This window comes from Sphingomonas sp. DMC6 (genome assembly GCF_056314225.1).
In genome coordinates this window covers 122,763-147,425 of sequence record NZ_JBQUYT010000006.1, presented here as the reverse complement: position 1 = coordinate 147,425, position 24,663 = coordinate 122,763, and the positions used below count along the sequence as shown (strand labels likewise).

The following is a 24,663-nucleotide window of genomic DNA, read 5'->3' as shown; positions in this document are numbered from 1 at the left end:
GCCGGCTTAGCCGGGCTGACGCGCCGGCGCGGTTGCGTTTTCCAGCCGGGCGATAAAGCGCGGCAGCGGGCACAGGTGCATCCGTCCCTCGCTGCACCCCGGAATCGCCAGCGGCATCCACACCGCCGCGCCATTGCCCGCACGAATGCCGGCTGCGCTCTGGCTACGATACCAGAGCCGCACGGCCTTGCCGCCACCTGCCTGCCGCACCAGCGCCAATGCCAGCCCGCCACCGGGCGAGGGATCACCTGCGGCAAAGCCCGGTGCCTGCACCTTCACGCCCAGCACGGCCGCCAGCGCGGCAACATTGGTGTCGTGGCCAACCAGCACGTCCAGCGCCGGGGCGGACGGGGCCGTGAAATCGGCAAGGATGCGGTCGACCGTCGGCGCGGTCTGGAAAGCGGCCATATAGGGCGGACGGCTGTAGATATCGAACAGTGCGGCGTGGACGGTGCCCAGCCGGACGAGCGTGGCGGGATCGGCGCGGCCCCAGCCCACCTGCGCGGCCGGCATGCCCTCCAGATATTGCAGCATCAGTACCTGCGCGGTGCCCGATGCATCGCGGATCGGGCCGCTGACATCGATGCCGCGCCCCTCGCGGCTGACCTGCACAAAGGCGGGGCGCTCCGGGCTGCAAGGCCCGGCAGGGCAGGCGAGTACGCGCTCCAGCAGCGCCAGTGCGGCGCGGTGGCGTGCCACCTGCGCTGTAGCGCTGCCGAGATAATGGTTGATCGATTCCACCGCCCGGGCGGCCTCAAAGCCCTTGGGGACGGCGTTCAGCGGCTCGAACAGCGGGTCGGTCTCGCTGGGCGGGCGATGGCCGATCGCCAGCGTGCAGTTGGGGGCGAGCCCTTCCGCATAGGACTGGCCGGTGGCAACCGTCCGATCAGCGGTGTTCGTCCATATCCGCACCGTCTCGATGCCGTGACATCCTTGTGCCGGCAGGACGCCCATATTCGCGAGCCAGCGGCGGTCGGAGCGGCCCAGTGCAACCACGGCCTTCGCGCCGTGCGGCGTCACTTGCTCGGCGGGAGCACTCCAGCGCGGCCAAGGCTGCGCGGCGCGCGTGCCCGCCGGCACTTCGCTGTCGAGCGGCGCCCGCACGCCATGCCGCATCAGGAGGACCATGCGTTCAATGCGGGCGGCGGCGGCGCGCGCGGCCTCCGCCGGTGCAGGGACGCCCAACAAGGCCAGGAGGGGCGCGAGGAACAGGATCGAACGGGCGGGCAGCGAGCGCTTCGGCATGGAGGACGGGTAGTCCCAAGCCGTGACGGTGTCGTGACGAATGATACCAAAAAAATGCCAATTCTTTATATTTGGTCTATACCATTGAATTGTATTGGAAATTGCTGCGACGCAGCAAAGTTGCCACAACGATGTTACTGAACTGTCACAGGCTGGTCGTCGCGGCGCAGCATCTTGGGACTAACGGCTCCGGCGAACCTTACAAAAGGCAAGCGATTCCAAAGGGGTCATCATGCAGAACAATGTGATCGGGCGCGTTGCGCGCCTGTTGCTCGGCTGTGGTACGGCTGCGCTGGTAACGGGAAATGCTTGGGCGGCTGAAGGCCCGAACACGCGCGATGGCGCGACGGCGACGTCGTCGGTAACGGTACCGGAAGCGGACCAGGACTCGCAGTCGGAAGTCGTGATTCAGGGTCGCCGCGTCGCGATCACCAAGGCGCAGACCGATCAGGTGCAGAACAAATCGCTGGTCACGATTGTTTCGGGTGAAGAACTGCGCGCCCAGCCCCAGCAGAACCTCGCTGATCTGCTCACGCGCCTGCCGGGTTTGAGCGCCTCGGTCGACCAGACCTACAACGCGGCCGCGACCGGCGAATCGCAATATGTGACGATCCGCGGCCTCGACACCACCTACAACGCCTATCAGTTCGATGGCGTCCGGCTGGCCCAGACCGACGAGAATACGCGCGCGATTTCGATGAACGTCCTGTCGCCCTTCTCGCTGTCGCAGGTGCGCGTCGACAAGGCGCCGACCGCTTCGCAAGACGGTGATGCGCTGGCCGGCGTGATCGATTTCCGTCCCGCCACCGCTTTCGATCTGCCCGAACATCATGTCCAGATCCGCTTGCAGGGCCAGGTCGCCGGCCGCGCCGCCGCACGCGATCAGGATCCCTGGGGCGGTGCCGCGCAGATCGAAACTGCGCAGCGCTTCGGCAATCTGGGCGTCTATGCCTCGGCCTACTACGGCAAGAAGAATGTCTACAGCGAATCCGTCGCGCTGCATAAGGACTATCTGCTCTACAACAACAATATCGGCGGCAAGCTGCGCGACAATCTGAACAACCTGATGCCGCGCGGCGTTGAGTGGAACGTCTTCCAGAACAATATCGAGCGGTTCGGCGGCACGCTGAACCTCGACTGGAAGAGCGATAATCTCGATCTCTATTCGCACACCACCTATGGCGAATATCGCCTGAAGAGCTGGATGGACCAGGTGGCGGTCCGTCAGGTCAGCCTCTCATCGGGCCAGGTCAATCCAAACCCCGGCAACGGTAATTACGACGCCAACGGCTATGTTGCCATCTACGGCACCGGCGCCAGCAATTACTTCCGCACCGAGCACAGCAACCAGCAGATGATCGTGTCGAAGCTGGGCGGCGAGGCCCGGCTGGGCGAGCGCATGACGCTCGACTTCTACGGCGCCTATTCGCGCGGCAAGACGACCTATCCGTTCCGCCTGCAGGCCAAGTATCAGACCCCGGCCTATATCGGCCCGAACAGCACCGGCGTCGCCACCTTCCGCCTCGTCACCCAGGCACCGAACCCCATCAATCCGCAGGTCGTGCTCGACAGCGGCGCTGCGGCGGCGTTCAACAATCTGGCGAACTACAGCGAAGTCTATTCGATCGTGCAGTTCGAGCATGCCACCGAATCCAAGGGTGAGGGTGGCTTCGACGCGACCTACAAGCTCGCCGATCGCGGCCTGACCTCGATCCGGGCCGGGGCGAAGTATGAATCGTCGGACCGCGATTCGAACAGCATCGACGAATCGCTCGAATATGACTTCTCGGGCAACGCGATCCCGACGCTGAGCCAGGCGCCGACCACGCGCATCAACGGCTTCATGCGCAATGGGGTGCAGGTGCCGATCGTGATTCCCGATCACAACTTCATCGAAGGTCAGGCGCGGCAATTGTCGCTCAGCCAGCTCGCTACGGTCGATCCCACCGTGCAGCAGCGCAACCTGCTCCAGGGCACCGAACAGCGCGCCAGCGGCTATCTGCTAGCCAATCTGGACTTCGGCAAGCTGACGGTCATCCCGGGGGTGCGCTTCGAGCATAACCGTTTCCGCGCAACCTATTGGGCGCAGGACGGCAACACCGGCGGTTTCGCAAACAGCAGCAAGTCCTATGACGAATGGCTGCCCAGCCTGATCGCCTCCTATCGTCCCGACGAGCTGACCGTCTACCGCTTCTCGGTGCGCAAGAGCTACACCCGGCCGCCCTTCGGTCTGCTGCTCGGGCCGACGCAGAAGACCTATGATACGCAGACGGTCAACGGCGTTCCTGTCCGCACGCTCACGTCGATCACCGTCGCCAATCCCAATCTGCAGGCAACGCAGGCGTGGAACGTCGACACCTCGTTCGAAAAGAAGGGGGCCGGCAGCGACCTGTTCTCGGTGGCGCTCTACTACAAGCGCCTGACCAATGTGATGTTCTCGACGTCGACCGACACGACCATCCTGCCGGCCGATCAGGGGCTGGTCGGGCCTGACGGCGTGACGATCAACATGCTCGACACCAGCGGCAAGGGTGAGGTCTATGGTGCCGAAGCCTTTGCCCGCTACAGCCCCAAGGGCCTGCCGGGCATGCTCGACGGTCTGGGTGTGCAGGGCAGCGTGACCGCGCAGCATGCCGAGGCGACCATCAAGGTCACCAGCACGCAGCGCGCCACCCGCCGGATGCCGAACGCGCCGGAACTGATGTTCAATGCCGGTCTGTTCTACAATCATGGCGGCATCGCCGGGGCACTGGACTATTCGTACACCGGCAAGCGGCTGATCGACGTGCGCGATCCGCAGCCGGATACTTATCTCCAGCCCTCGTCGAACATGAATGCGTCGGTAAACTACACCTTCCACAACGGTCTGACGGCCGGCGTGTCGGTGCAGAATGTACTGAACAGCCACGCCTATTGGGCGACTTATGGCTCGGGCAAGGGTCTGCTCTCGGTCGACCGTTCGGGCGGCTATATCGAAGTGGGCCGCACCTACATGCTCAATCTTTCCTACAGCTTCTGATCGAAGCGCCCCGGCGCGGCGGGTTCGCCCGCCCGCCGGGGTCATTCTATCCCAGCAGCCGGTTGAGCACGCCCGCCACATCATCAGGGCGATAGGGTTTCCGCAACAGCGGTATATCATCGGCAAAGCCTTCGGGCGGCGAACCATAGCCGCTGGCAAAGGCAAAGGGCACGCCGCGTCGGCGAAGTGCCTCGGCAATCGGTGTGCTTCGTTCGCCGGACAAATTTATATCGAGGATCGCCGCGTCCAGCGCCGCTTCGTCGGCCAGCGCCAGCCCCTCCGCCAGCCGCGCGGCGGGCCCTACCGGGCAGAAGCCGAGCATGTCCAGAATGTCTTCGAGGCACATCGCCACGACTGGCTCGTCCTCGACGATCAGCACCCGCATGGCGGCGCTGTCGCTCATTCTGCCGTCTCGGGCAGTGGCGCGTCGATGGTGCAGACAATACCCTCCGACCGGAAATCGATCGACACGGTGCCGGCCAGTTCCGCGGCCAGCCCGCGCTCGATCATGCGTGTGCCGAAACCGCGCCGGCTGGGCGGCTCCACCCCCGGGCCGCCCTTTTCACTCCACACCATCCGGAACCGACGACGACCCTGTTGTTCCTCGGTATTCCAGCGAATGGTGACATGCCCTTGCGGAGTCGAAAGGCTACCATGTTTGACCGCGTTGGTGGTGAGTTCGTGCACGGCCAGCGCCAGCGAGATCGCTGTCTTCGGCTCCAGCGTCAGGTCCGGGCCCTCGAGCACGAACCGCCCCGCGTCGCCACCGTGCGGCGCCACCGCATCGGCTAGGATCTGCCGCATCGACACTGCGCCCCAATGCTGGCGGGTGAGCAAATTATGCGCCTCTGACAGGGCGGCCAGCCGCCCTTCAAACGCTTCGCGGGCACGCGCGGGGTCGCCGTCGCCCTTGAAGCTTTGCTGCGCGATGCCCTGCACGATCGCCAGCGTGTTCTTCACGCGGTGGTTCAACTCGTCGATCAGCAGCCGCAAATGCGCTTCATGGCGCTTCGCCTCGGTCACGTCGCGGCCGATCGCGTGCAAACCCGTCGGAATGCCGACCGCATCGGTGGCCAGGCGCGCGTTGATTTCCCATATCTGGCGGCCACCGCTGCGCGCACGGACGTTCAGCGTGAGCCGCGTCGTGCCGCCGCCGATCAACTTCTGCGCCAGCGCCGATCGGCTGAGGGCAATATCCTGATCGTCCAGAAAATCGGCGATCGCGCGCCCCACCACTTCGTCCTCGTGATAGCCGAGGGCGGCAAGCACCGCCGGATTTACGGCGGTGATCACCTGATCGAGCGTGGTGGTCACAAGAAAATCATTCGCCTCTTCGAATATCGTCCGGAAACGCGCTTCGCTCGCGCGAAGTTCCGCTTCAGCGTTCTTGCGATCGGTAATGTCGAAGGACACGCCGACGAACCGACTGGGCCGCTCGTCGGCATAATCGATCCGGCTGCCATGGCTCTGGAGCCAGCGTTCCCGGCCATCGCTCTGGCGGACGATGCGATATTCGATTGTGTAATGGGTGCCGTCGCGGAAGCAGCGGCGCGCATGCGCCTCGGCCATGGCGCGGTCTTGCGGGTGGATGCGTGTCAGCCAGTCATCGAAACTGCCGGTGCCGTCGGCAGTGCGGGCCATGCCGAGCAGATCGAAGCGATTGGGAGACCACAGACCCCGCATCGTTTGCAGGTTGAGTTCCCACGTCGCCATCCCTGCGGTTTCGGTGGCGAGGCGCAGCGTCTCCTCGCTACGCCGCAGCGCTTCTTCTGAGCGCTTGGCGTCGCTCACGTCATGGGCAACACCGATAAAGCCGATATGCCGCCCTTCGGCGTCCCAACGGGGTGCGGACGTGGAATGCAGCCAGCGCCACTCGCCTGCAGCATTGCGATAGCGTCCTTCAAGCTGGAAGGGTTGCAGGCTGGCTTCGCCCGCTATGGATTGCGCCAGCACCCGCGGAGCATCGGCGGGGTGGATGATGGTGCGCCAGTCGAAGGCCAGCGCGTCGGCATAGGGCAGGCCAAGAAACGCGCAATAGGCGCGGTTCACGAAGCTGCGCTGCCGGTCCAGCCGCGTGACCCACACGGCGACCGGCGCGCTGTCGGCGATCAGGTGGAACTCGTCCGTATGCGCCGGGGGCGGTTCGGTCGCGGGGGGCTGCATGATCATTGCAACGGGCGGGGGCAGGCCGTCATGGCCGCCGGTCTAAATGTAACGTTCGGAGACGCAACCGAAAACCCGCCGAAATGAGGAACTGGGCCATCATCTGGCAATGCATTCCCGGGGATGCAGGCGGAAGCCGTCTGGGGATCTGGCAACAGCGCCGACCTGCTCCCCGGGAGGGTCGCAAGCACCGCCTGACAAGGAAGGTGCATGCTAACGCATATACTCGCCGGCGCGTTTCGGGGGGCGATTGCGCCGACAACACTGTTGCTAAGCGATTCCGGGCGCGCTGTTTATTCCGGGCATGCCCGATACGCATTGATCCTAGGGTGCGCAGACCGCCACCGCCGCCAGCACCGGCTCCGCCCATTCGCGGCGGCAGATCAACAGATCGGGGATGCTGGTTTCGGCCTGGTTGTAGACGATGGGGGTGCCGTCGATGCGCGACACATGGAGCCCGGCGGCGAGCGCAACCGCCGCCGGAGCGCAATTGTCCCATTGGTGCTGGCCACCCGAGTGGAGATAGATTTCCGCCTCGCCGCGCACCACCGCCATCGCCTTCGCGCCCGCGGAGCCCATGCCAAGATGGACCGCGCCCAGTCGCGCACCGACATCGGCGCACAGCCGGCTGGCGCGCGTCCGGCTGACCAGCATCCGCGGCGGTTGCTGTGCGGGCGATAGCGGCGGCGGCGCATCGCTGCTGAGCGTCACGCCCAGCCGAGGCAGGGCGACCGCGCCCACGGCAGGGGCGCCGTTGATGGCGAGAGCGACATGTACGGCCCAGTCCTCCCGGCGCTCGGCAAATTCGCGCGTGCCGTCCAGCGGATCGACGATCCAGACGCGGCGCCGGTGGAGCCGTGCGAGATCATCGGCCGATTCTTCCGAAAGGATTGCGTCCTCCGGTCGCGCGGCGCGCAGTCGATCGAGGATCAGCGCATTCGCCTCGCGGTCGCCGCGCGCGCCGCCGGCGCAATCCGCCTGGATCGCCAGCAGCAGCGCGCCGGCTTCGTCGGCAATGGCATGGGCGAGCTCGGCGTCGTTCACAGAACCGGGCTCCACACGCCCATGATCGCCTCGACGATCTGCTCGGCGGCTTGCTCGGGCGTGGTGCGGGTGGTGTCGATATGGATTTCGGGATTCACGGGCGGCTCATAGGGGCTGGAAATGCCGGTGAAGTTGGCGATCTGCCCGCTGCGTGCCTTTTTGTAGAGCCCCTTCACATCCCGCGCCTCGGCCATTTCCAGCGGCGTGTCGATGAAGATTTCGAAGAATTCGCCTTCGGCCATCAGCGATCGTACCATCGCCCGCTCCGCCCGGAAGGGGGAAATGAAGGCGGTGAGCACGATCAGTCCGGCATCGGTCATCAGCTTCGCGACCTCGCCGATGCGGCGGATATTCTCCACCCGGTCCTGATCGGTAAAGCCCAGATCGCGGTTGAGCCCGTGGCGGACATTGTCGCCGTCGAGCAGGAAGCTGTGCTTGCCCAGCGCGTACAGCCGCTTCTCGACCAGATTGGCGATGGTCGATTTGCCCGATCCGGACAGACCGGTGAACCAGAGCAGGCGCGGCTGCTGGCCCTTTTGCTGGGCGTGCGCCTCGCGGGTGATTTCGATCGCCTGCCAGTGGACATTCTGCGCCCGGCGCAGCGCGAACTGCAGCATTCCGGCGCCCACCGTCGCGTTGGTCAGCTTGTCGATCAGGATGAATCCGCCCAGATCATGACTTTCGGCATAGGGCTCGAAGACGATCGGCCGGTCAGTGGCGACCTCCGCAATGCCAATATCGTTGAGCGCAAGGGTCTTGGCAGAGGCGCGTGCCAGCGTGTTCACGTCGATGGCGCATTCTGGCGCACGCACGACTGCGCTGACCGTCTGGGTGCCCAGCTTCATCCAATAGGCGCGGCCGGGCAGCAACTCGGTCTGGTCCATCCAGACGAGCGTCGCCTTGAACTGGTCGGCGACCTGGGGTGGGGCGTCGGCTGCGGCGATAATGTCGCCGCGCGAGCAATCCACTTCGTCGGTGAGCGTGAGCGTGACTGATTCCCCAGCGCTCACCGCCGCGCGGTCGCCGCCCATCGCGACAATGCGGGCGATCTGGGTAGTGCGACCCGATGGCAGGATACGCACCGCATCGCCGGGGCGCACGGTGCCGCTGGCGATCAGCCCGGCAAAGCCGCGGAAATCGAGGTTCGGCCGGTTGACCCATTGCACCGGCATACGGAACGGCTTGGCGCGGTTTGCCTCTGCATCGACCACGACGGTTTCGAGATGGTCGAGCAGCATCGGCCCGGAGAACCACGGCATGGCTCCGCTGCGGGTGGTCACATTATCGCCCTTGAAGCCCGACATCGGGATCGGGGTAAAAGCCGCGATGCCGATCGAGCGGGCGAATTCGCCATAGTCGGCGACGATGGTGTCGAACACCGCCTGGTCATAGCCGACCAGGTCCATCTTGTTCACCGCGAGCACCAGATGCCGGATGCCGAGCAGATGCGCGAGATAGCTGTGCCGCCTGGTCTGGGTGAGCACGCCTTTGCGCGCATCGATGAGGATTACGGCCAGATCGGCGGTCGAGGCGCCAGTGACCATGTTGCGGGTATATTGTTCGTGGCCGGGCGTGTCCGCGACAATGAACTTGCGCTTCTCGGTCGCGAAGAAGCGGTAGGCGACGTCGATGGTGATGCCCTGTTCGCGCTCCGCGGCAAGGCCGTCGACCAGCAGCGCGAAGTCGATCGCCTCGCCCTGGGTGCCGACGCGCTTCGAATCGGATTCGAGTGCCGAGAGCTGATCCTCGAAAATCTGCTTCGAATCATAGAGCAGCCGGCCGATCAGCGTGGACTTGCCGTCATCGACCGATCCACAGGTCAGAAAACGCAGCAACGACTTGTGTTCGTGCTGGGCGAGATAGGCGGAAATGTCGGAGGCGATCAGCGCATCGGGGCGATAGGCCGTCATCAGAAATACCCCTCCTGCTTCTTCTTCTCCATGCTCGCGGCCTGGTCGTGGTCGATCGCGCGGCCTTGGCGTTCGCTGGTGGTGGTCAGCAGCATTTCCTGGATCACTGCGTCGAGCGTGTCGGCGTGGCTCTCGACCGCGGCGGTGAGCGGGTAACAGCCGAGTGTGCGGAAGCGGATCGAGCGCAATTCGGGCACTTCGCCTGGGTGCAAGCGGAAGCGACCGTCGTCGACCATCAGCAGCATGCCGTCGCGCTGCACTGTCGGGCGGGGCGCGGCGAAGTAGAGCGGGACGATCTCAATCGCCTCGGCGCGGATATATTGCCAGATATCGAGCTCGGTCCAGTTGGAGAGCGGGAAGACGCGGATGCTCTCCCCCTTGGCCTTGCGGGCATTGTAAAGCCGCCACAGCTCGGGCCGCTGGTTCTTCGGATCCCACCGATGCGAGGCCGTGCGGAAGCTGAAGATGCGTTCCTTGGCGCGGCTCTTCTCTTCGTCGCGCCGGGCGCCACCGAACGCCGCGTCGAATCCATGGGCCTCGAGCGCCTGCTTCAGCCCTTCGGTCTTCCAAAGATCAGTGTGAAGCCCGCCATGGTCGAACGGATTGATACCGCGTGCTTTGGCTTCCGGGTTCTGGTGGACGAGCAACTCCATGCCCGCGGCCCGCGCGGCGCGGTCGCGGAGTTCGTACATCGCCCGGAACTTCCAGGTCGTATCGACGTGGAGCAGCGGGAAGGGCGGGGGCGCCGGGTAGAAGGCCTTGCGCGCCAGGTGGAGCATCACCGCCGAATCCTTGCCGACGGAATAGAGCATCACTGGCCGTTCGGCCTCGGCGACGACTTCACGCAGGATGTGAATGCTTTCGCCCTCGAGACGCTGCAGGTGCGTCAGCGGAGAAAGGGACGTTGCGGGTTCCATGGTGCTCATGTGCAGCATGAAGCTGCCTCTAAAAAGCGCAACCCGCTTGCGCGATCTAGTTATTGTTTAGGGCCGAATACCTGCCCCGGCCAGTGATGAACCGGGGCAGGGAAGTGTCATCAGGCGCGGTTCGGCTTGCCGACACCCGTGCCCTGCAGACCAGCGCGTTCGACTTCGGCAGGGGGGTAGATGTTGCGCAGGTCGACCAGCACCGGGGACCTCAGGCTGGCCTTGATCCGGTTCAGATCGAGCGCGCGGAAGGCATCCCATTCCGTCACGATCACCAGCGCATCGGCGCCGTCGGCTGCGGCATAGGGATTGGCGACGAATTCGACATCGGTAAGCAGCTTGCTCGCCTGTTCGACGCCTTCGGGGTCATAGGCCTTCACCGTCGCGCCTGCGTCCTGCAGCGCGGCGATGATCGACAGGCTGGGCGCATCGCGCATGTCGTCGGTATTCGGCTTGAAGGTCAGGCCGAGGATGCCGACGGTCTTGCCGCGCACGTCGCCGCCCATCGCCTTGATGACCTTCCGGCCCATCGCGCGCTTGCGTGCGTCGTTGACCTGCACCGTCGCCTCGACGATGCGCAGCGGCGTTTCGTTATCGGCTGCGGTCTTGAGCAGCGCCAGCGTGTCCTTGGGGAAGCACGAGCCGCCATAGCCGGGGCCGGCATGCAGGAACTTCGAGCCGATGCGATTGTCCAGCCCGATGCCGCGCGACACTTCCTGTACGTCCGCGCCCACCTGTTCGCACAGGTCAGCAATTTCGTTGATGAAGGTTATCTTCACCGCGAGGAACGCATTGGCGGCATATTTGATCAGCTCGGACGTGCGGCGACCGGTAAACAGAATCGGCGCCGACTGATTGAGCGACAGCGGGCGATAGATTTCGCGCATCACCTGGCGCGCGAACTCATCCTCCGTGCCTACGACCACACGGTCGGGGCGCTTGAAGTCCTCGATCGCCGCACCTTCGCGCAGGAATTCGGGGTTGGAGACGACCTTGGCGTCGCTGTCGGGTGCGACTTCGGCGATGATCCGTTCGACTTCGTCGCCGGTGCCGACCGGTACGGTCGACTTGGTGACGATCACGCTAGGCTTGGTCAGGTTTTCGGCAATTTCGCGCGCGGCAGCGAAGACATAGGAGAGGTCCGCATGGCCGTCGCCGCGGCGGCTGGGGGTGCCGACTGCAATGAACACTGCATCGGCATCTTTCACGCCTTCGGAAAGGTTGGTGGTGAAGGAGAGGCGACCTGCCTTAACGTTGCTGGCGACGAGATCGGCAAGGCCTGGCTCGTAGATGGGCATCACATTCTGGTGGAGGAGCTCGATCTTGCGTGCGTCCTTGTCGACGCAGACGACCTCATGGCCGAAGTCGGAGAAGCAAGCGCCCGAAACCAGGCCGACATAGCCCGTGCCAATCATCGCAATACGCACGATTTTTCCCTCTCGCTCAGGAATGCGGATGGTTAGGAAATCGCGCTCTTAACGTAACTTGGCCGCACAGCAAGCCATTGCAGCAGATCGCCTGGCGCGTTTGGGCAACGGCAAAGCGCGAAAGAGGCTGGGTGTCGATGGAAGAAGGTCATCCGGGCCGGTCAGCATGCTGCCATTTCGGCGGCATCTCACTGCCGGCCCGGATTGAAGCGATCGGATTACATCGGGCGGATGTTCTGGCCCGTGGCGCCGTCGCGGAAGAAAAGGTTGAACGCGAACATTGTTGGTCTCCCATCGAGCGCATTGCTGCGCGATCGTTTCGTTAATGTAAATTTAACCATCGGGCAATCCGGATTCCTGCGCAATGGCCATGGGTTGCGAGAGACGGCGAAGAGTTGTTTACCATTTATTCAAGGTCGCCGGGTATCGACGGAGCAATGTCGGCACGGACCTCGCCCTCAGCGCGCTCGCGGAGCGCTGCGCATGGCCCTGTCGCGCACCGGGGGGTGCCTGGGGAAGGTACGTCGCAGGCGCGCGGGGGGAACCTGTCGGCGCATTTCCCGAACCAATCGGCGGTTTTGCCCCAAGATTCTGAAAAGAATGTGGAAAAGCCGGCTTTGTGGCAGGCGCTGTTCCACTGCGAAATCGCCAATTTCGTGCTTCTTCGGCGCTATCTGGGGCGGCCGCGCGCCGATGCGCTGGGGGGCGATATCGGCCGCGCAATCCTTGGTTGCTGTCCGGACGCCCGCATCGTTTTCGCGGGGCGAAATCTTATCGAAATCGCGTTCGACCGACCGACCGCAGAAGCGATTACGGCGGACGCGGAACGGATCGAATCGCTATTTGCCGAGCCGATCGACCTCGACGGTGAGCCACATCGCATTCTGCTCCGAATCGGAGGGGCGGTGGTTCCGGCCGGTGCTTGCGAGGATGTGCGCCTTACCGAGTCGGCCGAGTCGGCGCTCGACCTTGCGCGAGTCGATCATCATATCGTCGTGCTCGATCTCTCGCGCGAGGATCTGGCATTCGACCGCTTGTCGCTGATGCGGGAACTGCCTGGCGCCATCGCCAATGGCGAGATGTTCCTGCAATATCAGCCCAAGGTGCATGTCCGGCGGCAACAGGTTGCAAGCGCCGAGGCGCTGGTCCGTTGGCGCCACCCGGAGCGGGGGCTGATCCTGCCAGGGGACTTCATCTCGATCGCCGAACAGGCGGGCGAGATAGCGGCGCTTACGCTCTGGACGCTGCGGCAGGTGATTGCCGATCAGCGCCGCTTGGCAGATGCCGGCTATGATCTGCTGATTTTCGTCAATATCTCTGGACAGTTGCTGGCGGACAAGGACTTTATGGCCGCCGCCTGTGCGATCCTTGCTGCCCATCCGGAAGCCAGGCTAGGGTTCGAAATCACTGAAACGGCAGTGATCCGCGATCCCGAAAGTGCGATTCGCCATTTGCAGCGCTTCGCCGATAACGGCGTCGCCCTGGCGATCGACGATTATGGCGCCGGGCTATCCTCGCTTGCCTATCTCAAGCAGCTCCCCGCCAAGGAGCTCAAGATCGACAAGATGTTCGTGACCCAGCTTACCTCCAGCAATCGCGATCCCCTGATCGTGCGCTCGACGATCGATCTGGCGCACGCGTTGGAAATGGAAGTGACTGCCGAGGGCGTCGAGACGCCGTCGGCGCTTGCGCTGCTCACCGTGATGGGTTGCGACATGGTGCAGGGCTATCTGATCTCGCGCCCGATCGCGCTGGATGCTTTCATTGCCTATCTCGATCAGCAGGCGCATCTGGCCGCGACCGGCGCAGGCCGCTCTTCCTTTGTGAGGCCCGAGAGCTTTTGGAAGCGCGCGTGATGCGGCGCTTCATCGGCTGCTGCGTCTTGGCGTTGGTGGTGTTCTTGCTGCCAGCCGTTGCCGATGCGCAAAAACTGGCTGCGCCTGCTGCGTCCTTATTTCTCGAAGGGAAATCCCTTCTTGTTGATGAGCCAAGCAAGGCGCTGCCATACGCGCATAAAATACGCGAATTGGCTGGAAAAACGTCTGATCCTGTCCAGAGGGCTCTCGCGCTTGGGGCTTCGGACTGGCTTGTTGCCGAAATTAATCTCAGAACGGGCGAAGATAAGGCTGGTAGGGATTCTCTATTCCGCGCCCTAGATGATATCAAAAACGTCCGAGGTGACGTGAATATCAAAGGGTATATGCTTATTTCTTTGGGTTCCTTGTACTCTGTTGGCAACAAGGCTGCTGAAGCGCTGTCGAGTTTTCAAGAGGCGTATAATATATTTAGGGCCATAGGTGAGGGTAGGGGGCAGGCTTTGTCGTTGAAAAATATTGCAGATCTTTATCTCTCTGCAAACGACAATGAACGTGCTCAAAGATATTATGCTCAAGCGTCAAAGGTGTATACTGAAGATAAAATGTTAACATTGTCCTTGCGTAATAGTAGGGGCAATGTCCTAATGAAGATGGAGAAATATTCCGCGGCAGACTCTGATTATCAATCCGCGTTCGCCATAGCCAGCTCGATGGGGCGTCCAATTCTTATGGCCGTCGTACTGAATAACATGGCGCGTAATCAGGTTGAGGCCCGGTGGTTCTCGCGTGCTGAGCAGACTTTGAAGCGCGGTATCGCGCTGACATCCTCCCAGGATGCGCTGGAACTCCGCCGCATGTTCTATGCCACCGCAGCACGGTTGGCGATGGATCAGGGCGACCTCGGACGTGCATCCGAGTTGATCGACAAGGCCTTTCGCGGCGTGGATATTCGTCAAACATCGGACGAATACCGCACCTTTCACCTATACGCCTACCAAATCTACCGCGCCTTGGGCGATTACCGCCGCGCGCTTGCGCATCTGGAGGCGCTGAAGCGCCTCAGTGACGAGAGCGCCAAGGTTGCCACCACCAACAGCGCAGCGCTGATGGCGGCGCGGTTCGACTATGCCAATCAGGAACTGACGATCCAGAAGCTCACCACCGAGCAGTTGCGCAAGGCAGCCGAGTTCCAGCGCACGCTGTTCCTGGCGATCGGCGGCGCCACGCTGGTGCTGATCGCGGTGCTCAGCTTTGGCCTCGTCACCATCCGGCGCAGCCGCAATCAGGTGCGCGATGCGAACGTGGTGCTCAACCAGACCAATGCCGCGCTCGAAAAGGCATTGCAGGCCAAGACCGAGTTTCTGGCGACAACCAGCCACGAGATTCGTACGCCGCTGAACGGCATATTGGGGATGACACAGGTGATGCTCGCCGATCCGCAGCTGGGTGCCGATTTGCGCGACCGCATCGGCGTCGTCCATGGTGCCGGCGTCACCATGCGCGCGCTGGTCGACGATATTCTCGATGTCGCCAAGATGGAGACCGGCAATATGACGGTCGAGCTGGCGCCGATGGATCTGCCCGCCACGCTGACACAGGTAACGCGCATCTGGCAGGAGCAGGCGCAGGGCAAGGGGCTCGACTTCCAGCTCGATATTGTCGACGCGCCGGGCTGGATCGTCAGCGACGCCGGGCGATTGCGGCAGGTGGTGTTCAATCTGCTTTCGAACGCCATCAAATTTACCTCGGAAGGTCGCGTGGGGCTCGCCGCGCGCCGCGCCGGCACTGCTGAGGCGCCGCGGCTGGAACTGGTCGTCCACGACAGCGGCATCGGCATCCCGCCGGAAAAGTTCGAGGAAATTTTCGAGTCCTTCCGACAGGCCGATTCCAGCACGACCCGTCAGTTTGGCGGCACAGGGTTGGGCCTGACCATTTGCCGCAACCTCGCCCGTGCGCTGGGTGGCGATATTCGTGTCGCCAGCACGCCCGGCAAAGGATCTGCCTTCACCGTCGATCTGCCGTTGGTCGCCGCCGAACCGGTGGTTAACGCAGTGGTAAGCCCGGTTGGCGGTGGCGGCATGCTGGTGCTGGATCGCAACCCGATCACGCGCAGCATGATGCGCACGCTGTTCGAATCGCATGTCAAAGTACTGCAGTTTGCGGCCGATATTGATGAGGCTGTGAAGATACTCGAAACGGGGGGTGTGGACCGCCTGTTGATCGACGAGGCCGCGCTGAAGGCAGGTGGCGGTGACCCCTTGGAAAAATTGCGGAAACTATGCGCTGTCGAACCACGCATGGTGAGCGCCGTACTGTGGCAGTCACCAGATGTTGAGACGCAGTCTCGACTTCTGGACGCAGGGATCGGGCAGGTGATACACAAGCCTGTGTCAGGCGCGGCGCTGGTGGAGGCGATATTGCCACGAAGTTCAGAAAAATCGGGGGCACCCCCGGCGGATTCGCTTGTCTCGCGAGCGGCCTAGGGCGATAGCACACCTCGATGAAAAAGGTCGCACCCCTTTCACCAGTCCGCTGTAAAGGCGGCATTCGATGAATGTTCTCTTCATCGAAGATGATCCAATGAACCGGCGTGTCGTGAAAGACATGCTGGACGTTGCCGGCGCAACCATGGCGGAGGCGAGTTGGGCGGAGGAGGGGCTGGCCCGGCTGGACGCTGAGACATTCGACGTCGTGCTGGTCGACCTGCGCATGCCAGGCACCGACGGGTTTGAGACGATCCGCCGTATTCGGGCACGGGAGGACGACAAGGCCCAGTTGCCGGTTATCGTCGTTACCGCCGATACCGCCGTTGATCTGCGCGAGCGCTGCCTGGAAGTCGGCGCGGACGACGTGCTGTTCAAGCCGGTGGCGATGGACGCGCTGTTCGATTCGATCGGCCGTGTGCTGGCCATTCGTGGCGGCGGGATGATCGTCTAGAGCGTTTTCACCAGGGGCGAAAACGCTCAAGATATTTTGTTGCCGCATTTTCCGAGTCGTTGACCGTACACGGTCAACTTGAAAATGCTCTGGGCCAGGCCCGGTCAGTCTTCGGCGATGCGGCTGTGGCGGGCCGTATCGCGCATCGCCAGATAGGTGACGAGCGACAGGCCGATCATGGCGGTGACATACCAGTAGAAGCCGCGCTCCCAGCCAGCATCCTTGAACCACAGCGCGACATATTCGGCCGTGCCGCCGAACAGCGCATTGGCGATGGCATAGGGAAGGGCGACGCCCAGCGTCCGGATATGCGCGGGGAACAGCTCTGCCTTCACCACCGCGTTTATGGCGGTGTAGCCCGTGACGATCGCCAGCGCGCCGAACATCATCCAGAAGGCGAGCAGCGGATCGCGCACCGTCTCCAGTGTGCGGAAGATCGGATAGGTGAGCGTAACGCCGGCGATGCCGAACGCGACCATCAGCGGCTTGCGGCCGATGCGATCGGAGAGCGCGCCGGCCACCGGCTGCAACAACATGAAGCCGAACAGCGCCGCAGCGTTGATCTGGGAGGCTATCGGGCGGCTGAAGCCGGCGGTGTTGACCAGGAACTTCTGCAGGTAGATCGAATAGGCGTAGAAAGCGAGCGTGCCGCCCGCCGTGAGCAGCATCACCACGGCTGCCTCGCGCGGATGGTCGAGCAGCAGCGCGCGGAAGCTGCTTTTGCGTCCGCTGGCCCGGGCGGCGGCGAAGCTGTCGGTCTCTGCCAGCCCCCGGCGCAGCCAGAACAGCAGCACGGCCAGACCGCCGCCGATCGCGAACGGGATTCGCCATCCCCAGCTGTCGAGCGCGGCCTCGCTCAACCCGGCTTGCAGCACCAGCAGCACCAGCAGCGCGACGAGCTGGCCGGCGATCAGCGTCACATATTGGAAGCTGGAGTAGAAGCCGCGATGCCGCCGCCCGGCCATTTCGGAGAGGTACGTCGCGCTGGCGCCATATTCGCCGCCGACCGACAGGCCCTGCATCAGCCGTGCAAGGACGAGCAATATCGGTGCCGCCACCCCGATCGTCTCATAGCCTGGCGTGAGGGCGATCAGCAGCGATCCTGCGCACATCAGCGTCACCGACAGCGTCAGTCCTGCCTTGCGGCCGTGGCGATCGCCGTAGACGCCCATCAGCCATCCCCCGATCGGGCGCATCAGGAAACCGACGGCGAAGACGGCGGCGCTGTTCAGCAACTGCGTCGTGCGGTCACCGGCGGGGAAGAAGTGCGGCGCGAAATACAGAGTGAAGGCCGAATAGGCGTACCAATCGTACCATTCGACCAGATTGCCTGCAGATCCGCCGATAATCGAGCGCAGCCGGGCTGGGGGAGCGTGGTGGGCGGATCGATCCATCCGCCTTGTATATGCAGAGCTCCGCCCGCCGGGAAGTGACGTGCAGGGGGATGATCGCCACCTCGGCGAGCGGAGCCGATCGCGCCGGAGACCTACCGAGCGATAGCGTGAAGAAGCGGGTGGAGGCTGCGCGTCGATGGATCGTTGCGGCGTTGCATCGGGCCCTCCTGCGTTGTTGCGCTGGTTCTGAAGTGTCCGCGATGCAGCGAAATTTCGCTATGTTGCGTCAGCTCACAATCGGTAGCCGCACGCGTACCCGCCCGCCGCCGCCGTTCCGGCGCAACAGGGCAATATCGCCTTCATGGAAATCGACGATGCCGCGCACGATTGCGAGGCCCAGGCCCATGCCGCCCGTCGCCCGGTTGCGCGACGTTTCGCCGCGGACAAAGGGCGCGAACAGGCGTTCGCTGGTCGATGGGTCGAAGCCGGGGCCGTCATCGTCGACATCGATCACGACGAAGGGCCATTTGACGTCCCAGCTTAGCCGGGCTCGCTCGCCATAGCGCACCGCATTGCCGATCAGGTTGGAGAACAGCGCGCGGATCGCCGCCGAGTCCGCGCGCAGCACCACGCGGGGGCCGGCCACTACCGACACAGGGGTGCCGGTGGTCGCCATATCGTCGGCCAGACTCTCGATGGCGCTGCCCAGATCGAGCATCACCGGGTTCATCGGGGTGCGGTCGTCGCGGGTAAAGCGCAGCGTGGCGCTGAGCATCGCCCGCATCTCGTCAATGTCCGCGCCGGCGCGGTCGCGCGCCGCATCGGGCAATTGCTCGATCCAGAAGGCGAGGCGGGAAAGCGGCGTACCGATATCGTGCGCCATCGCCGCCAGCATCGCGGTGCGGTTTTCCGCCTGTTGCAGGATGCGGGTCTGCATCGCCGCCATCGCGCCGGCCAGCTCGCGCACTTCACGCGGCCCCTCGATGGCGATGGCCACCGGTGCGCCCAGCCGCGCGCGCTTGGCGGCGTCTGCCAGCCGCCGCATCGGGCGCGAAATGCGTCTGGCGAAGGCCCATGCGCCCAAAGACAGAATGCAGAGTGTGGCGAGCATCGCGCTGAGCGTTGCCATATGCCAGCGCGAAAGCGCGGGCGGTGGCGGGCTGGACACCACCGTCCAGCCAGTGCCCGAGCGCATCGCGATGGTGAAGCCGCCCAATATGTCCTGTTCGGGATCGTCGACCGGCCATTGGTAATAGCCGCGCACCTGACTGGCCGGCACCGGCACCATGGCCGCTATAGCAGCGTCGCGTTCGGGGGCGGGATGTTCGCCGCTGCGGCCGATCCGCGCGTTCAGGTCGCGATGCGTTATGACGATGTGGCCATGTGCTGCAGCGGGCTCGCGGCCGGTGCGCAAGGCCTCGGCAATTCGTTCGATGGCGATCTGGGCAGATCCGGGGGGCGGCCCCCGGAAGGTGACGACGAACTGGACCAGCGTGACGATCAGCGCCGTTGCGATCACCAATACCACCATGGGCACGACGATCGAGCGGGGGCGAGTCATCGAACGGCGTTACCGGGTCACTTCGGCGATGAACATATAGCCTTCGTTGCGGATCGTCCGGATCAGTTCGTCGCTGCCGGGGCGCGCCAGTTTCTTGCGCAGCCGGCTCATCTGCACGTCGATCGCGCGGTCGAAATGTTCGGCATTGCTGCCCCGCGAGTAATCGAGCAGCGCATCGCGAGTCAGCACCCGCCGGGGCCGCTCCACCAACGCCAGCAGCAGCCGGAATTCGCCGTCGGACAGGTTGATCAGCACGCCTTCTGGATCGAAGAGCTGGCGCCCGATCGGGTCGAGCCGCCAGCGGGCGAACCGCAGAAAGCCCCGTTCGGGCTCGCGCGGCATGGCGGGGCTGCCGCTGACGCGGCGCAGGACCGAGCGAACGCGCGCGAGCAGCTCACGCGGATTCGCCGGCTTGGCGATGTAATCGTCGGCGCCCAGCTCCAGCCCGACGATCCGGTCTACATCCTCGCTGATTACCGAATGGAGAATCACCGCCGGCCCGTCATTGCGGTCCATGGTGCGCAGGATCGAAAGACCGTCCTCGCCGGGCATCATCACGTCGAGCACGACCAGCGCATAGCTTTGCGAATCGAGCGCCGCGCGCATCGTCGTCGCATCTTCGGCCGTGTCGACGACATAGCCGTGCTGGGACAGGAATGCCGCAGTCAGCTCGCGGATACCGGCATCGTCATCGACGATAAGGAGGCGGGTTTCGAGGTCCAAAGCGTAGGCTAGCTGATTCATCTTCGCAGAATTGCCCGACGAATCTATCGCCAGCATGTCGCCACTGCAATCCGGTGCAATCTGTCCGGTGTTGCCGAGGTGTCACAGTCTGCGCACGTCAGGTCCAAGCTTTTCCTTGAATTTTGCCATGGCCGCTGATAGGTGGCCCCCACGACGCCGCAACCTTGGTTCCGGCGAACCCCTTTCTATTGAGATCGATCGGAGCTGTACGGCCTTATGCAAATCATCGTTCGCGACAACAATGTCGACCAGGCGCTGCGCGCGCTCAAGAAGAAGCTGCAGCGTGAGGGCGTCTATCGCGAGATGAAGCTGCGCCGTCATTACGAGAAGCCCAGCGAAAAGCGTGCGCGTGAGCGCGCTGCTGCTGTGCGTCGCGCCCGCAAGCTGGAGCGCAAGCGCATGGAGCGCGACAGCGCCCGGTAATACCGGCCACCGGGCCGATTCGGCCCGGCGTTGCACCATCTTTCGTCGTGACCGGGCAGCTTGATGCCCGCCAGGGAGCCATGCCATGTCCGTGACCGCCGTTCCGCTCCAGCCCGTCAAGGGTAGCTACAAGGTCTGGATCTGGCTGGGCGTTCTGTTCGCCGTGGCTGTCGCCGTCGCGCTGGCCTGGACCGGCACGCGCGCGCCGGCGGTGGCCCATTATTCGGACGACCAGTTCCTTGCTTGGAACAAGAATCAGGCGGGCGTGCATACGACCGCCTCGGGTCTTCAGTACAAGGTGATCGAAGCCGGCGAAGGCCCCGCCGCTTCGGATGGCGATGGCGCAAAGCTGGAAATTCGCGGCGTGCTGCGCGACGGCAAGGAATTCCAGCCGCATGCATCGATTCCGATGCAGGTCGGGCAGCCGATGATCCCCGGCTTCACCGAAGGCGTGAAGCTGATGAAGAAGGGCAGCCATTACCGCTTCTGGCTGCCGCCGGCGCTGGGCTATGGCGCCGCGCCGAGCGCCGACAATGAGCTGGCGGGCAAGGTTCTTGTTTTCGACGTGAAGATGCAGGAACTGATCCCCAGTGCTGTGCTGCGCCAGATGATGATGCAGCGTGGTGGTGGAATGCCGCAGGGCGGTGCGCCGGAAGGACAGCCGGTCCAGTAATCCCGCACCTGATCGCCAATCGAAAAAAAAGCCCGCGCCGTCTGGTGCGGGCTTTTCGCTGTCCGGGGCTATTCTGCGGGCGTGGAAAGGAAGCGCCGCTCTGCACCGTCGATGCAGAGCGCGGTAAGGACGCCGCTGGCATAGGCGCCGGTATCGATGCCGATGCGATTCGGCCGCACATCGGGTTCGATGACGACGGTGTGGCCGTGCACCACCAGCGCCCCGAAATCGGCATTGCTCGACAGGAACTCCTGCCGGATCCAGCGCATGTCCGACGGCACCTGCTCTGCCAGCGCCAAGCCGGGTCGCACCCCTGCATGGACGAACCAGTAATCGCCGATCGCGAAGCTGTCGGTCATGTTGCGCAGAAACAGCTGCTGCTCGAGGGGAATTGCTGCGGCCAGCATCGCGATGCCGCCCTCTGGTCCCGCCTCGATCAGCGCGAACGGGTCGATGCCGTAGCTTTCCGCCATTTCCTGCCCGCCGAACCGCATCCAGTTCGGAATTTCCTCGCCCTCGCCGTCGAGGATGCGCAGCAGCATTTCTTCGTGGTTGCCTGCGAGGAACACGGGGTTGGGCAGCGTGTCGCGGATCGCCAGCAGCCGGTCGATGACGCCGCGCGAATCGGGGCCGCGGTCGATCAGGTCGCCCAGGAAGATGATATGGTCGTGCTGGCGGGGCAGGGCGCTGCGTTCGGCCGCGATCAGCTCCAGCAGATGGTCGAGCAGGTCGAGCCGGCCGTGCACGTCGCCGACGGCGAAGACGCGGGTGCCTTCGGCTACGCGGAACGTCCGGGGAGGTGCGCCGGCGAAGCGCTGCAAGATCGATCGAACCAGGCCCATGGCCGTCCCCGTTACTCCTGCCCCGGGCCGCCGCAAAGGGCTCGGCGGCTCAACCCGCAAGCCGGACCGGCTCGCTGCGCGCCGGTACCGGCGGCTGGTCCGGCCAGATGCCCCGCGTATCATAGACCAGCTTGCCGGTGCGTTCGTCGAGCGGCACGGATTTGAAAATATCGTGGTCGACCAGCACGATGAAGATCGGGCAGGTTTCGATGGCGGTATCGATGTCGACCAGCCGCGCCCCGGTTGCGGCGAGCGCGGCGGGCAGCGCCTGCGCATAGGGTTCGACGATGCGGACGCGCTCGCCGTGCCGCCGGGCGATAGCCTCCGCCACCTTGAGGGCGGGGCTTTCGCGGAAGTCATCGATATTCGCCTTGAACGCCAGTCCCAGGCACGCGATCGGCGCGTGCGGCAGACGTTCGATCAGCGTTTCGGCGCGGGCAACGCTATACGCGATCTTGCCGTCATTGACTTCGCGGGCGGTGCGGATCAGCGGCGTGTTGGCCGGGTCCGAATGGACGAGAAACCAGGGGTCGACCGCGATGCAATGGCCGCCGACACCGGGGCCCGGCGACAGAATGTTGACGCGCGGATGGCGGTTCGCGAGGCGGATCACTTCCCACACATCGACGCCCATGCCCTCGGCCACGATCGAGAGTTCGTTGGCGAAGGCGATGTTGACGTCGCGAAAGGCGTTTTCGGTCAGCTTGGTCATTTCCGCAGCGCGGGCCGAGGTGGTGACGCAGGCACCGCGCACGAAACGACGATAGAAATGCAGCGCCTTGCGGGCGCAGCGCGGGGTGATGCCGCCGATGACCCGGTCATTCTCGATCAGCTCGACCAGAATACGTCCCGGCAGCACGCGCTCGGGGCAATAGGCAATCGCGACATCGGCGCTTCCGGTGCAGTGCCCCGGCACCTTCAGATCGGGGCGCAATTGCGCGAGCAAAGCTGCCACCTGTTCGGTGGTCCCGACCGGCGAAGTCGATTCGAGGATGACGACATCGCCCGCCTTGAGCACCGCCGCGATCGTCGTCGCAGCCTTCAGGACATAGCCGATGTCAGGGGCATGGTTGGCACCGAAGGGGGTTGGCACGGCGATGACGAACACGTCGGCTGGCTCGATCTGCAGCGCGGCGCGCAGGTTACCGCGCGCCACCACGCCGGAGACCAGCCCGTCGAGATCGATCTCCTCGATATGTACGCGGCCCGAATTGACGGTTTCCACAACCTGCGGATCGACATCGATGCCGAGCACCTGCGCGCCGGTGCGGGCGATGACCGCCGCGGTGGGCAACCCGATATAGCCCAGCCCCAGCACCGCGATCTTCGGTTCCGCCGTTACAGTCACCATGGGTTCCCCGCCTTGCCAATCCGGCGGCAACCTTGCCCGGCAAGGGTTAAGATATCGGTAGAAGGCCGGAATCAGCCCTGTGCGAGGCCAAAGTCACGAGCGATGATGTTGACGATGCGAGCGGCGGCGTGGCCGTCGCCAAAGGGGTTATGGGCGCGTGCCATCGCACCATATGCCTGGGCGTCGTCGAGCAGACCGGTTACGCCTGCGACGATGCGGTCGGTGTCGGTGCCTACCAGCCGGGCGGTGCCGGCTGCGACGCCTTCGGGCCGCTCGGTCGTCTCGCGCATCACCAGCACCGGCTTGCCCAGCGCAGGGGCTTCTTCCTGCACGCCGCCCGAATCGCTGAGCACGATGTCCGCCATGCCGAGCGCGCGAATGAAATGCGGGTAATCGAGCGGTTCGATGCGGGCGATGTTTCCGGCATCGCCGAGTACCCGGTCCATCACCGACACGACATTGGGGTTGGGATGGACTGGGAAGAGCACCGCAACATCGGGCCGCACGGCGATCTGCCGGATGGCGTGGGCGATGGCCTCCATGCCGCCACCGAAATTCTCGCGACGGTGGGTGGTGACGAGCACGATCCGCTTGCCGGCAAAGCGCGCGGCGATCGGGTCCAGCCCGGCGGCAAGCACCGGCTCTGCATCGATGCGCGCGCGCGTGGCCAGCAGCGCGTCGATCACCGTGTTGCCGGTGACGTGGATGGTACCCGGCGCGATGTTCTCGGCCCTGAGTGCGGTCGCCGCGGTTTCCGTGGGGGCGAAATGCTGGTCGGCAATTGGCGCAACGATGCGGCGATTCACTTCCTCGGGCCAGGGCTGGTAGATGTCGCCCGACCGCAGCCCTGCCTCGACATGGCTGACCGGCACCTTGCGATAATAGGCGGCGAGTGCCCCCACCATGGCGGTGGCGGTGTCACCCTGCACGATCACGCGGTCGGGCCGCGTTTCGTCCAGCGCACGCCCCAGCCCCGTGAGCAGGCGCGCCGTGAGCTCGTCGAGCGTCTGACCCGGCGTCATGAGGTCCAAGTCGAGGTCCGGCCGGAGACTGGCGATGGCGAGTACCTGATCGAGCAGCCCGCGATGCTGGGCGGTGACGCAGGTTTGCACGTCGAAGCCGGGGTTGGCGGCAAGCGCCTGCACGACCGGAAACAGCTTTATCGCTTCCGGACGGGTACCGAAAATCACCAGAATGCGTTTGCGTACCTGCGTCATCGGGGGCGGGGATAGAGCGACAGTCGTCAC

20 protein-coding genes are annotated in these 24,663 nt (G+C 64.2%); 7 read left to right on the top strand and 13 right to left on the bottom strand.

Annotation, left to right across the window (positions count from 1 at the left end):
• Positions 1 to 6: 6 nt before the first annotated feature.
• The gene (locus ACT53M_RS15110) at positions 7 to 1,245 is read right to left on the bottom strand and encodes a histidine-type phosphatase (protein WP_476234367.1); all 1,239 of its coding nucleotides are present in this window, start codon (positions 1,243 to 1,245) and stop codon (positions 7 to 9) included.
• A gap of 232 nt (positions 1,246 to 1,477) precedes the next feature.
• Here ACT53M_RS15110 and ACT53M_RS15105 point away from each other — a divergent pair, with 232 nt between their 5' ends.
• Positions 1,478 to 4,264: a TonB-dependent receptor gene (locus tag ACT53M_RS15105; protein ID WP_476234365.1), complete on the top strand. Its 2,787-nt coding sequence runs from the start codon at positions 1,478 to 1,480 to the stop codon at positions 4,262 to 4,264.
• A 46-nt stretch (positions 4,265 to 4,310) separates the two neighbouring features.
• Here ACT53M_RS15105 and ACT53M_RS15100 read toward each other — a convergent pair whose 3' ends face one another.
• The 6 genes from ACT53M_RS15100 to ACT53M_RS15075 all read right to left on the bottom strand — a co-directional run bounded on the left by ACT53M_RS15100 (position 4,311) and on the right by ACT53M_RS15075 (position 11,734).
• A complete protein-coding gene (locus ACT53M_RS15100) occupies positions 4,311 to 4,667 on the bottom strand; it encodes a response regulator (protein WP_476234364.1) in 357 nt (118 codons plus the stop codon).
• Positions 4,664 to 6,427, bottom strand: a complete 1,764-nt coding sequence (locus tag ACT53M_RS15095) for a PAS domain S-box protein (protein WP_476234363.1) — start codon at positions 6,425 to 6,427, stop codon at positions 4,664 to 4,666. Before ACT53M_RS15095 ends, ACT53M_RS15100 begins: the two co-directional genes overlap by 4 nt.
• A gap of 324 nt (positions 6,428 to 6,751) precedes the next feature.
• Positions 6,752 to 7,471: a 3'(2'),5'-bisphosphate nucleotidase CysQ gene (locus ACT53M_RS15090; RefSeq protein WP_476234362.1), complete on the bottom strand. Its 720-nt coding sequence runs from the start codon at positions 7,469 to 7,471 to the stop codon at positions 6,752 to 6,754.
• Positions 7,468 to 9,381 (bottom strand): sulfate adenylyltransferase subunit CysN, encoded by a 1,914-nt coding sequence (gene cysN / locus ACT53M_RS15085; RefSeq protein WP_476234361.1) that lies wholly within the window; start codon positions 9,379 to 9,381, stop codon positions 7,468 to 7,470. The genes ACT53M_RS15090 and cysN overlap by 4 nt, the downstream gene beginning before the upstream one ends.
• Complete coding sequence (gene cysD / locus ACT53M_RS15080) at positions 9,381 to 10,316, bottom strand: sulfate adenylyltransferase subunit CysD (protein ID WP_476234359.1); 936 nt, start codon at positions 10,314 to 10,316, stop codon at positions 9,381 to 9,383. The genes cysN and cysD overlap by 1 nt, the downstream gene beginning before the upstream one ends.
• A gap of 101 nt (positions 10,317 to 10,417) precedes the next feature.
• Complete coding sequence (locus tag ACT53M_RS15075) at positions 10,418 to 11,734, bottom strand: UDP-glucose dehydrogenase family protein (protein ID WP_476234358.1); 1,317 nt, start codon at positions 11,732 to 11,734, stop codon at positions 10,418 to 10,420.
• A 77-nt stretch (positions 11,735 to 11,811) separates the two neighbouring features.
• On the opposite strand from ACT53M_RS15075, the gene ACT53M_RS15070 reads away from it, so the two are divergent.
• The 4 genes from ACT53M_RS15070 (at position 11,812) to ACT53M_RS15055 (ending at position 16,488) form a co-directional block, all read left to right on the top strand.
• A complete protein-coding gene (locus ACT53M_RS15070) occupies positions 11,812 to 12,060 on the top strand; it encodes a hypothetical protein (RefSeq protein ID WP_476234357.1) in 249 nt (82 codons plus the stop codon).
• Positions 12,061 to 12,336: 276 nt separating this feature from the next.
• Positions 12,337 to 13,590 carry an EAL domain-containing protein gene (locus ACT53M_RS15065; protein WP_476234355.1) on the top strand — a complete coding sequence of 418 codons (1,254 nt, stop codon included), beginning with the start codon at positions 12,337 to 12,339 and terminating at the stop codon, positions 13,588 to 13,590.
• Positions 13,590 to 16,034, top strand: coding sequence for an ATP-binding protein (locus tag ACT53M_RS15060; protein WP_476234354.1), 2,445 nt, complete (start codon positions 13,590 to 13,592; stop codon positions 16,032 to 16,034). Before ACT53M_RS15065 ends, ACT53M_RS15060 begins: the two co-directional genes overlap by 1 nt.
• A gap of 67 nt (positions 16,035 to 16,101) precedes the next feature.
• A complete protein-coding gene (locus tag ACT53M_RS15055; RefSeq protein WP_476229926.1) occupies positions 16,102 to 16,488 on the top strand; it encodes a response regulator in 387 nt (128 codons plus the stop codon).
• Between the two features lie 104 nt (positions 16,489 to 16,592).
• On the opposite strand, the gene ACT53M_RS15050 is transcribed toward ACT53M_RS15055, so the two are convergent.
• From ACT53M_RS15050 to ACT53M_RS15040, 3 genes are all read right to left on the bottom strand, one after another.
• Positions 16,593 to 17,882 (bottom strand): MFS transporter, encoded by a 1,290-nt coding sequence (locus ACT53M_RS15050; protein ID WP_476234352.1) that lies wholly within the window; start codon positions 17,880 to 17,882, stop codon positions 16,593 to 16,595.
• Between the two features lie 226 nt (positions 17,883 to 18,108).
• Positions 18,109 to 19,383: an ATP-binding protein gene (locus ACT53M_RS15045; RefSeq protein WP_476234350.1), complete on the bottom strand. Its 1,275-nt coding sequence runs from the start codon at positions 19,381 to 19,383 to the stop codon at positions 18,109 to 18,111.
• A 9-nt stretch (positions 19,384 to 19,392) separates the two neighbouring features.
• Positions 19,393 to 20,127, bottom strand: coding sequence for a response regulator (locus ACT53M_RS15040; protein ID WP_476234349.1), 735 nt, complete (start codon positions 20,125 to 20,127; stop codon positions 19,393 to 19,395).
• A gap of 216 nt (positions 20,128 to 20,343) precedes the next feature.
• Between ACT53M_RS15040 and rpsU the strand changes: the two genes are divergently transcribed.
• Positions 20,344 to 20,550 (top strand): 30S ribosomal protein S21, encoded by a 207-nt coding sequence (gene rpsU, locus ACT53M_RS15035; protein ID WP_010545388.1) that lies wholly within the window; start codon positions 20,344 to 20,346, stop codon positions 20,548 to 20,550.
• Positions 20,551 to 20,635: 85 nt separating this feature from the next.
• Positions 20,636 to 21,223, top strand: a complete 588-nt coding sequence (locus ACT53M_RS15030) for an FKBP-type peptidyl-prolyl cis-trans isomerase (RefSeq protein WP_476234347.1) — start codon at positions 20,636 to 20,638, stop codon at positions 21,221 to 21,223.
• Positions 21,224 to 21,291: 68 nt separating this feature from the next.
• On the opposite strand, the gene ACT53M_RS15025 is transcribed toward ACT53M_RS15030, so the two are convergent.
• From ACT53M_RS15025 to wecB, 3 genes are all read right to left on the bottom strand, one after another.
• Positions 21,292 to 22,065 (bottom strand): metallophosphoesterase family protein, encoded by a 774-nt coding sequence (locus tag ACT53M_RS15025; RefSeq protein ID WP_476234345.1) that lies wholly within the window; start codon positions 22,063 to 22,065, stop codon positions 21,292 to 21,294.
• 49 nt (positions 22,066 to 22,114) lie between these two features.
• Positions 22,115 to 23,413 carry a UDP-N-acetyl-D-mannosamine dehydrogenase gene (gene wecC / locus ACT53M_RS15020; protein WP_476234515.1) on the bottom strand — a complete coding sequence of 433 codons (1,299 nt, stop codon included), beginning with the start codon at positions 23,411 to 23,413 and terminating at the stop codon, positions 22,115 to 22,117.
• A 74-nt stretch (positions 23,414 to 23,487) separates the two neighbouring features.
• The gene (gene wecB / locus ACT53M_RS15015; protein ID WP_476234344.1) at positions 23,488 to 24,633 is read right to left on the bottom strand and encodes a non-hydrolyzing UDP-N-acetylglucosamine 2-epimerase; all 1,146 of its coding nucleotides are present in this window, start codon (positions 24,631 to 24,633) and stop codon (positions 23,488 to 23,490) included.
• Positions 24,634 to 24,663 lie beyond the last annotated feature (30 nt).

Bases quoted from the DNA above. Each gene is read 5' to 3' on its own strand.
- ACT53M_RS15045 (WP_476234350.1), bottom strand. From the start codon at position 19,383: ATGACTCGCCCCCGCTCGATCGTCGTGCCCATGGTGGTATTGGTGATC.
- ACT53M_RS15060 (WP_476234354.1), top strand. From the start codon at position 13,590: ATGCGGCGCTTCATCGGCTGCTGCGTCTTGGCGTTGGTGGTGTTCTTG.
- rpsU (WP_010545388.1), top strand. From the start codon at position 20,344: ATGCAAATCATCGTTCGCGACAACAATGTCGACCAGGCGCTGCGCGCG.
- ACT53M_RS15040 (WP_476234349.1), bottom strand. From the start codon at position 20,127: ATGAATCAGCTAGCCTACGCTTTGGACCTCGAAACCCGCCTCCTTATC.
- ACT53M_RS15105 (WP_476234365.1), top strand. From the start codon at position 1,478: ATGCAGAACAATGTGATCGGGCGCGTTGCGCGCCTGTTGCTCGGCTGT.
- ACT53M_RS15030 (WP_476234347.1), top strand. From the start codon at position 20,636: ATGTCCGTGACCGCCGTTCCGCTCCAGCCCGTCAAGGGTAGCTACAAG.
- cysD (WP_476234359.1), bottom strand. From the start codon at position 10,316: ATGCTGCACATGAGCACCATGGAACCCGCAACGTCCCTTTCTCCGCTG.
- ACT53M_RS15110 (WP_476234367.1), bottom strand. From the start codon at position 1,245: ATGCCGAAGCGCTCGCTGCCCGCCCGTTCGATCCTGTTCCTCGCGCCC.
- ACT53M_RS15050 (WP_476234352.1), bottom strand. From the start codon at position 17,882: ATGGATCGATCCGCCCACCACGCTCCCCCAGCCCGGCTGCGCTCGATT.
- ACT53M_RS15055 (WP_476229926.1), top strand. From the start codon at position 16,102: ATGAATGTTCTCTTCATCGAAGATGATCCAATGAACCGGCGTGTCGTG.
- ACT53M_RS15095 (WP_476234363.1), bottom strand. From the start codon at position 6,427: ATGCAGCCCCCCGCGACCGAACCGCCCCCGGCGCATACGGACGAGTTC.
- wecB (WP_476234344.1), bottom strand. From the start codon at position 24,633: ATGACGCAGGTACGCAAACGCATTCTGGTGATTTTCGGTACCCGTCCG.
- ACT53M_RS15025 (WP_476234345.1), bottom strand. From the start codon at position 22,065: ATGGGCCTGGTTCGATCGATCTTGCAGCGCTTCGCCGGCGCACCTCCC.
- ACT53M_RS15100 (WP_476234364.1), bottom strand. From the start codon at position 4,667: ATGAGCGACAGCGCCGCCATGCGGGTGCTGATCGTCGAGGACGAGCCA.
- cysN (WP_476234361.1), bottom strand. From the start codon at position 9,381: ATGACGGCCTATCGCCCCGATGCGCTGATCGCCTCCGACATTTCCGCC.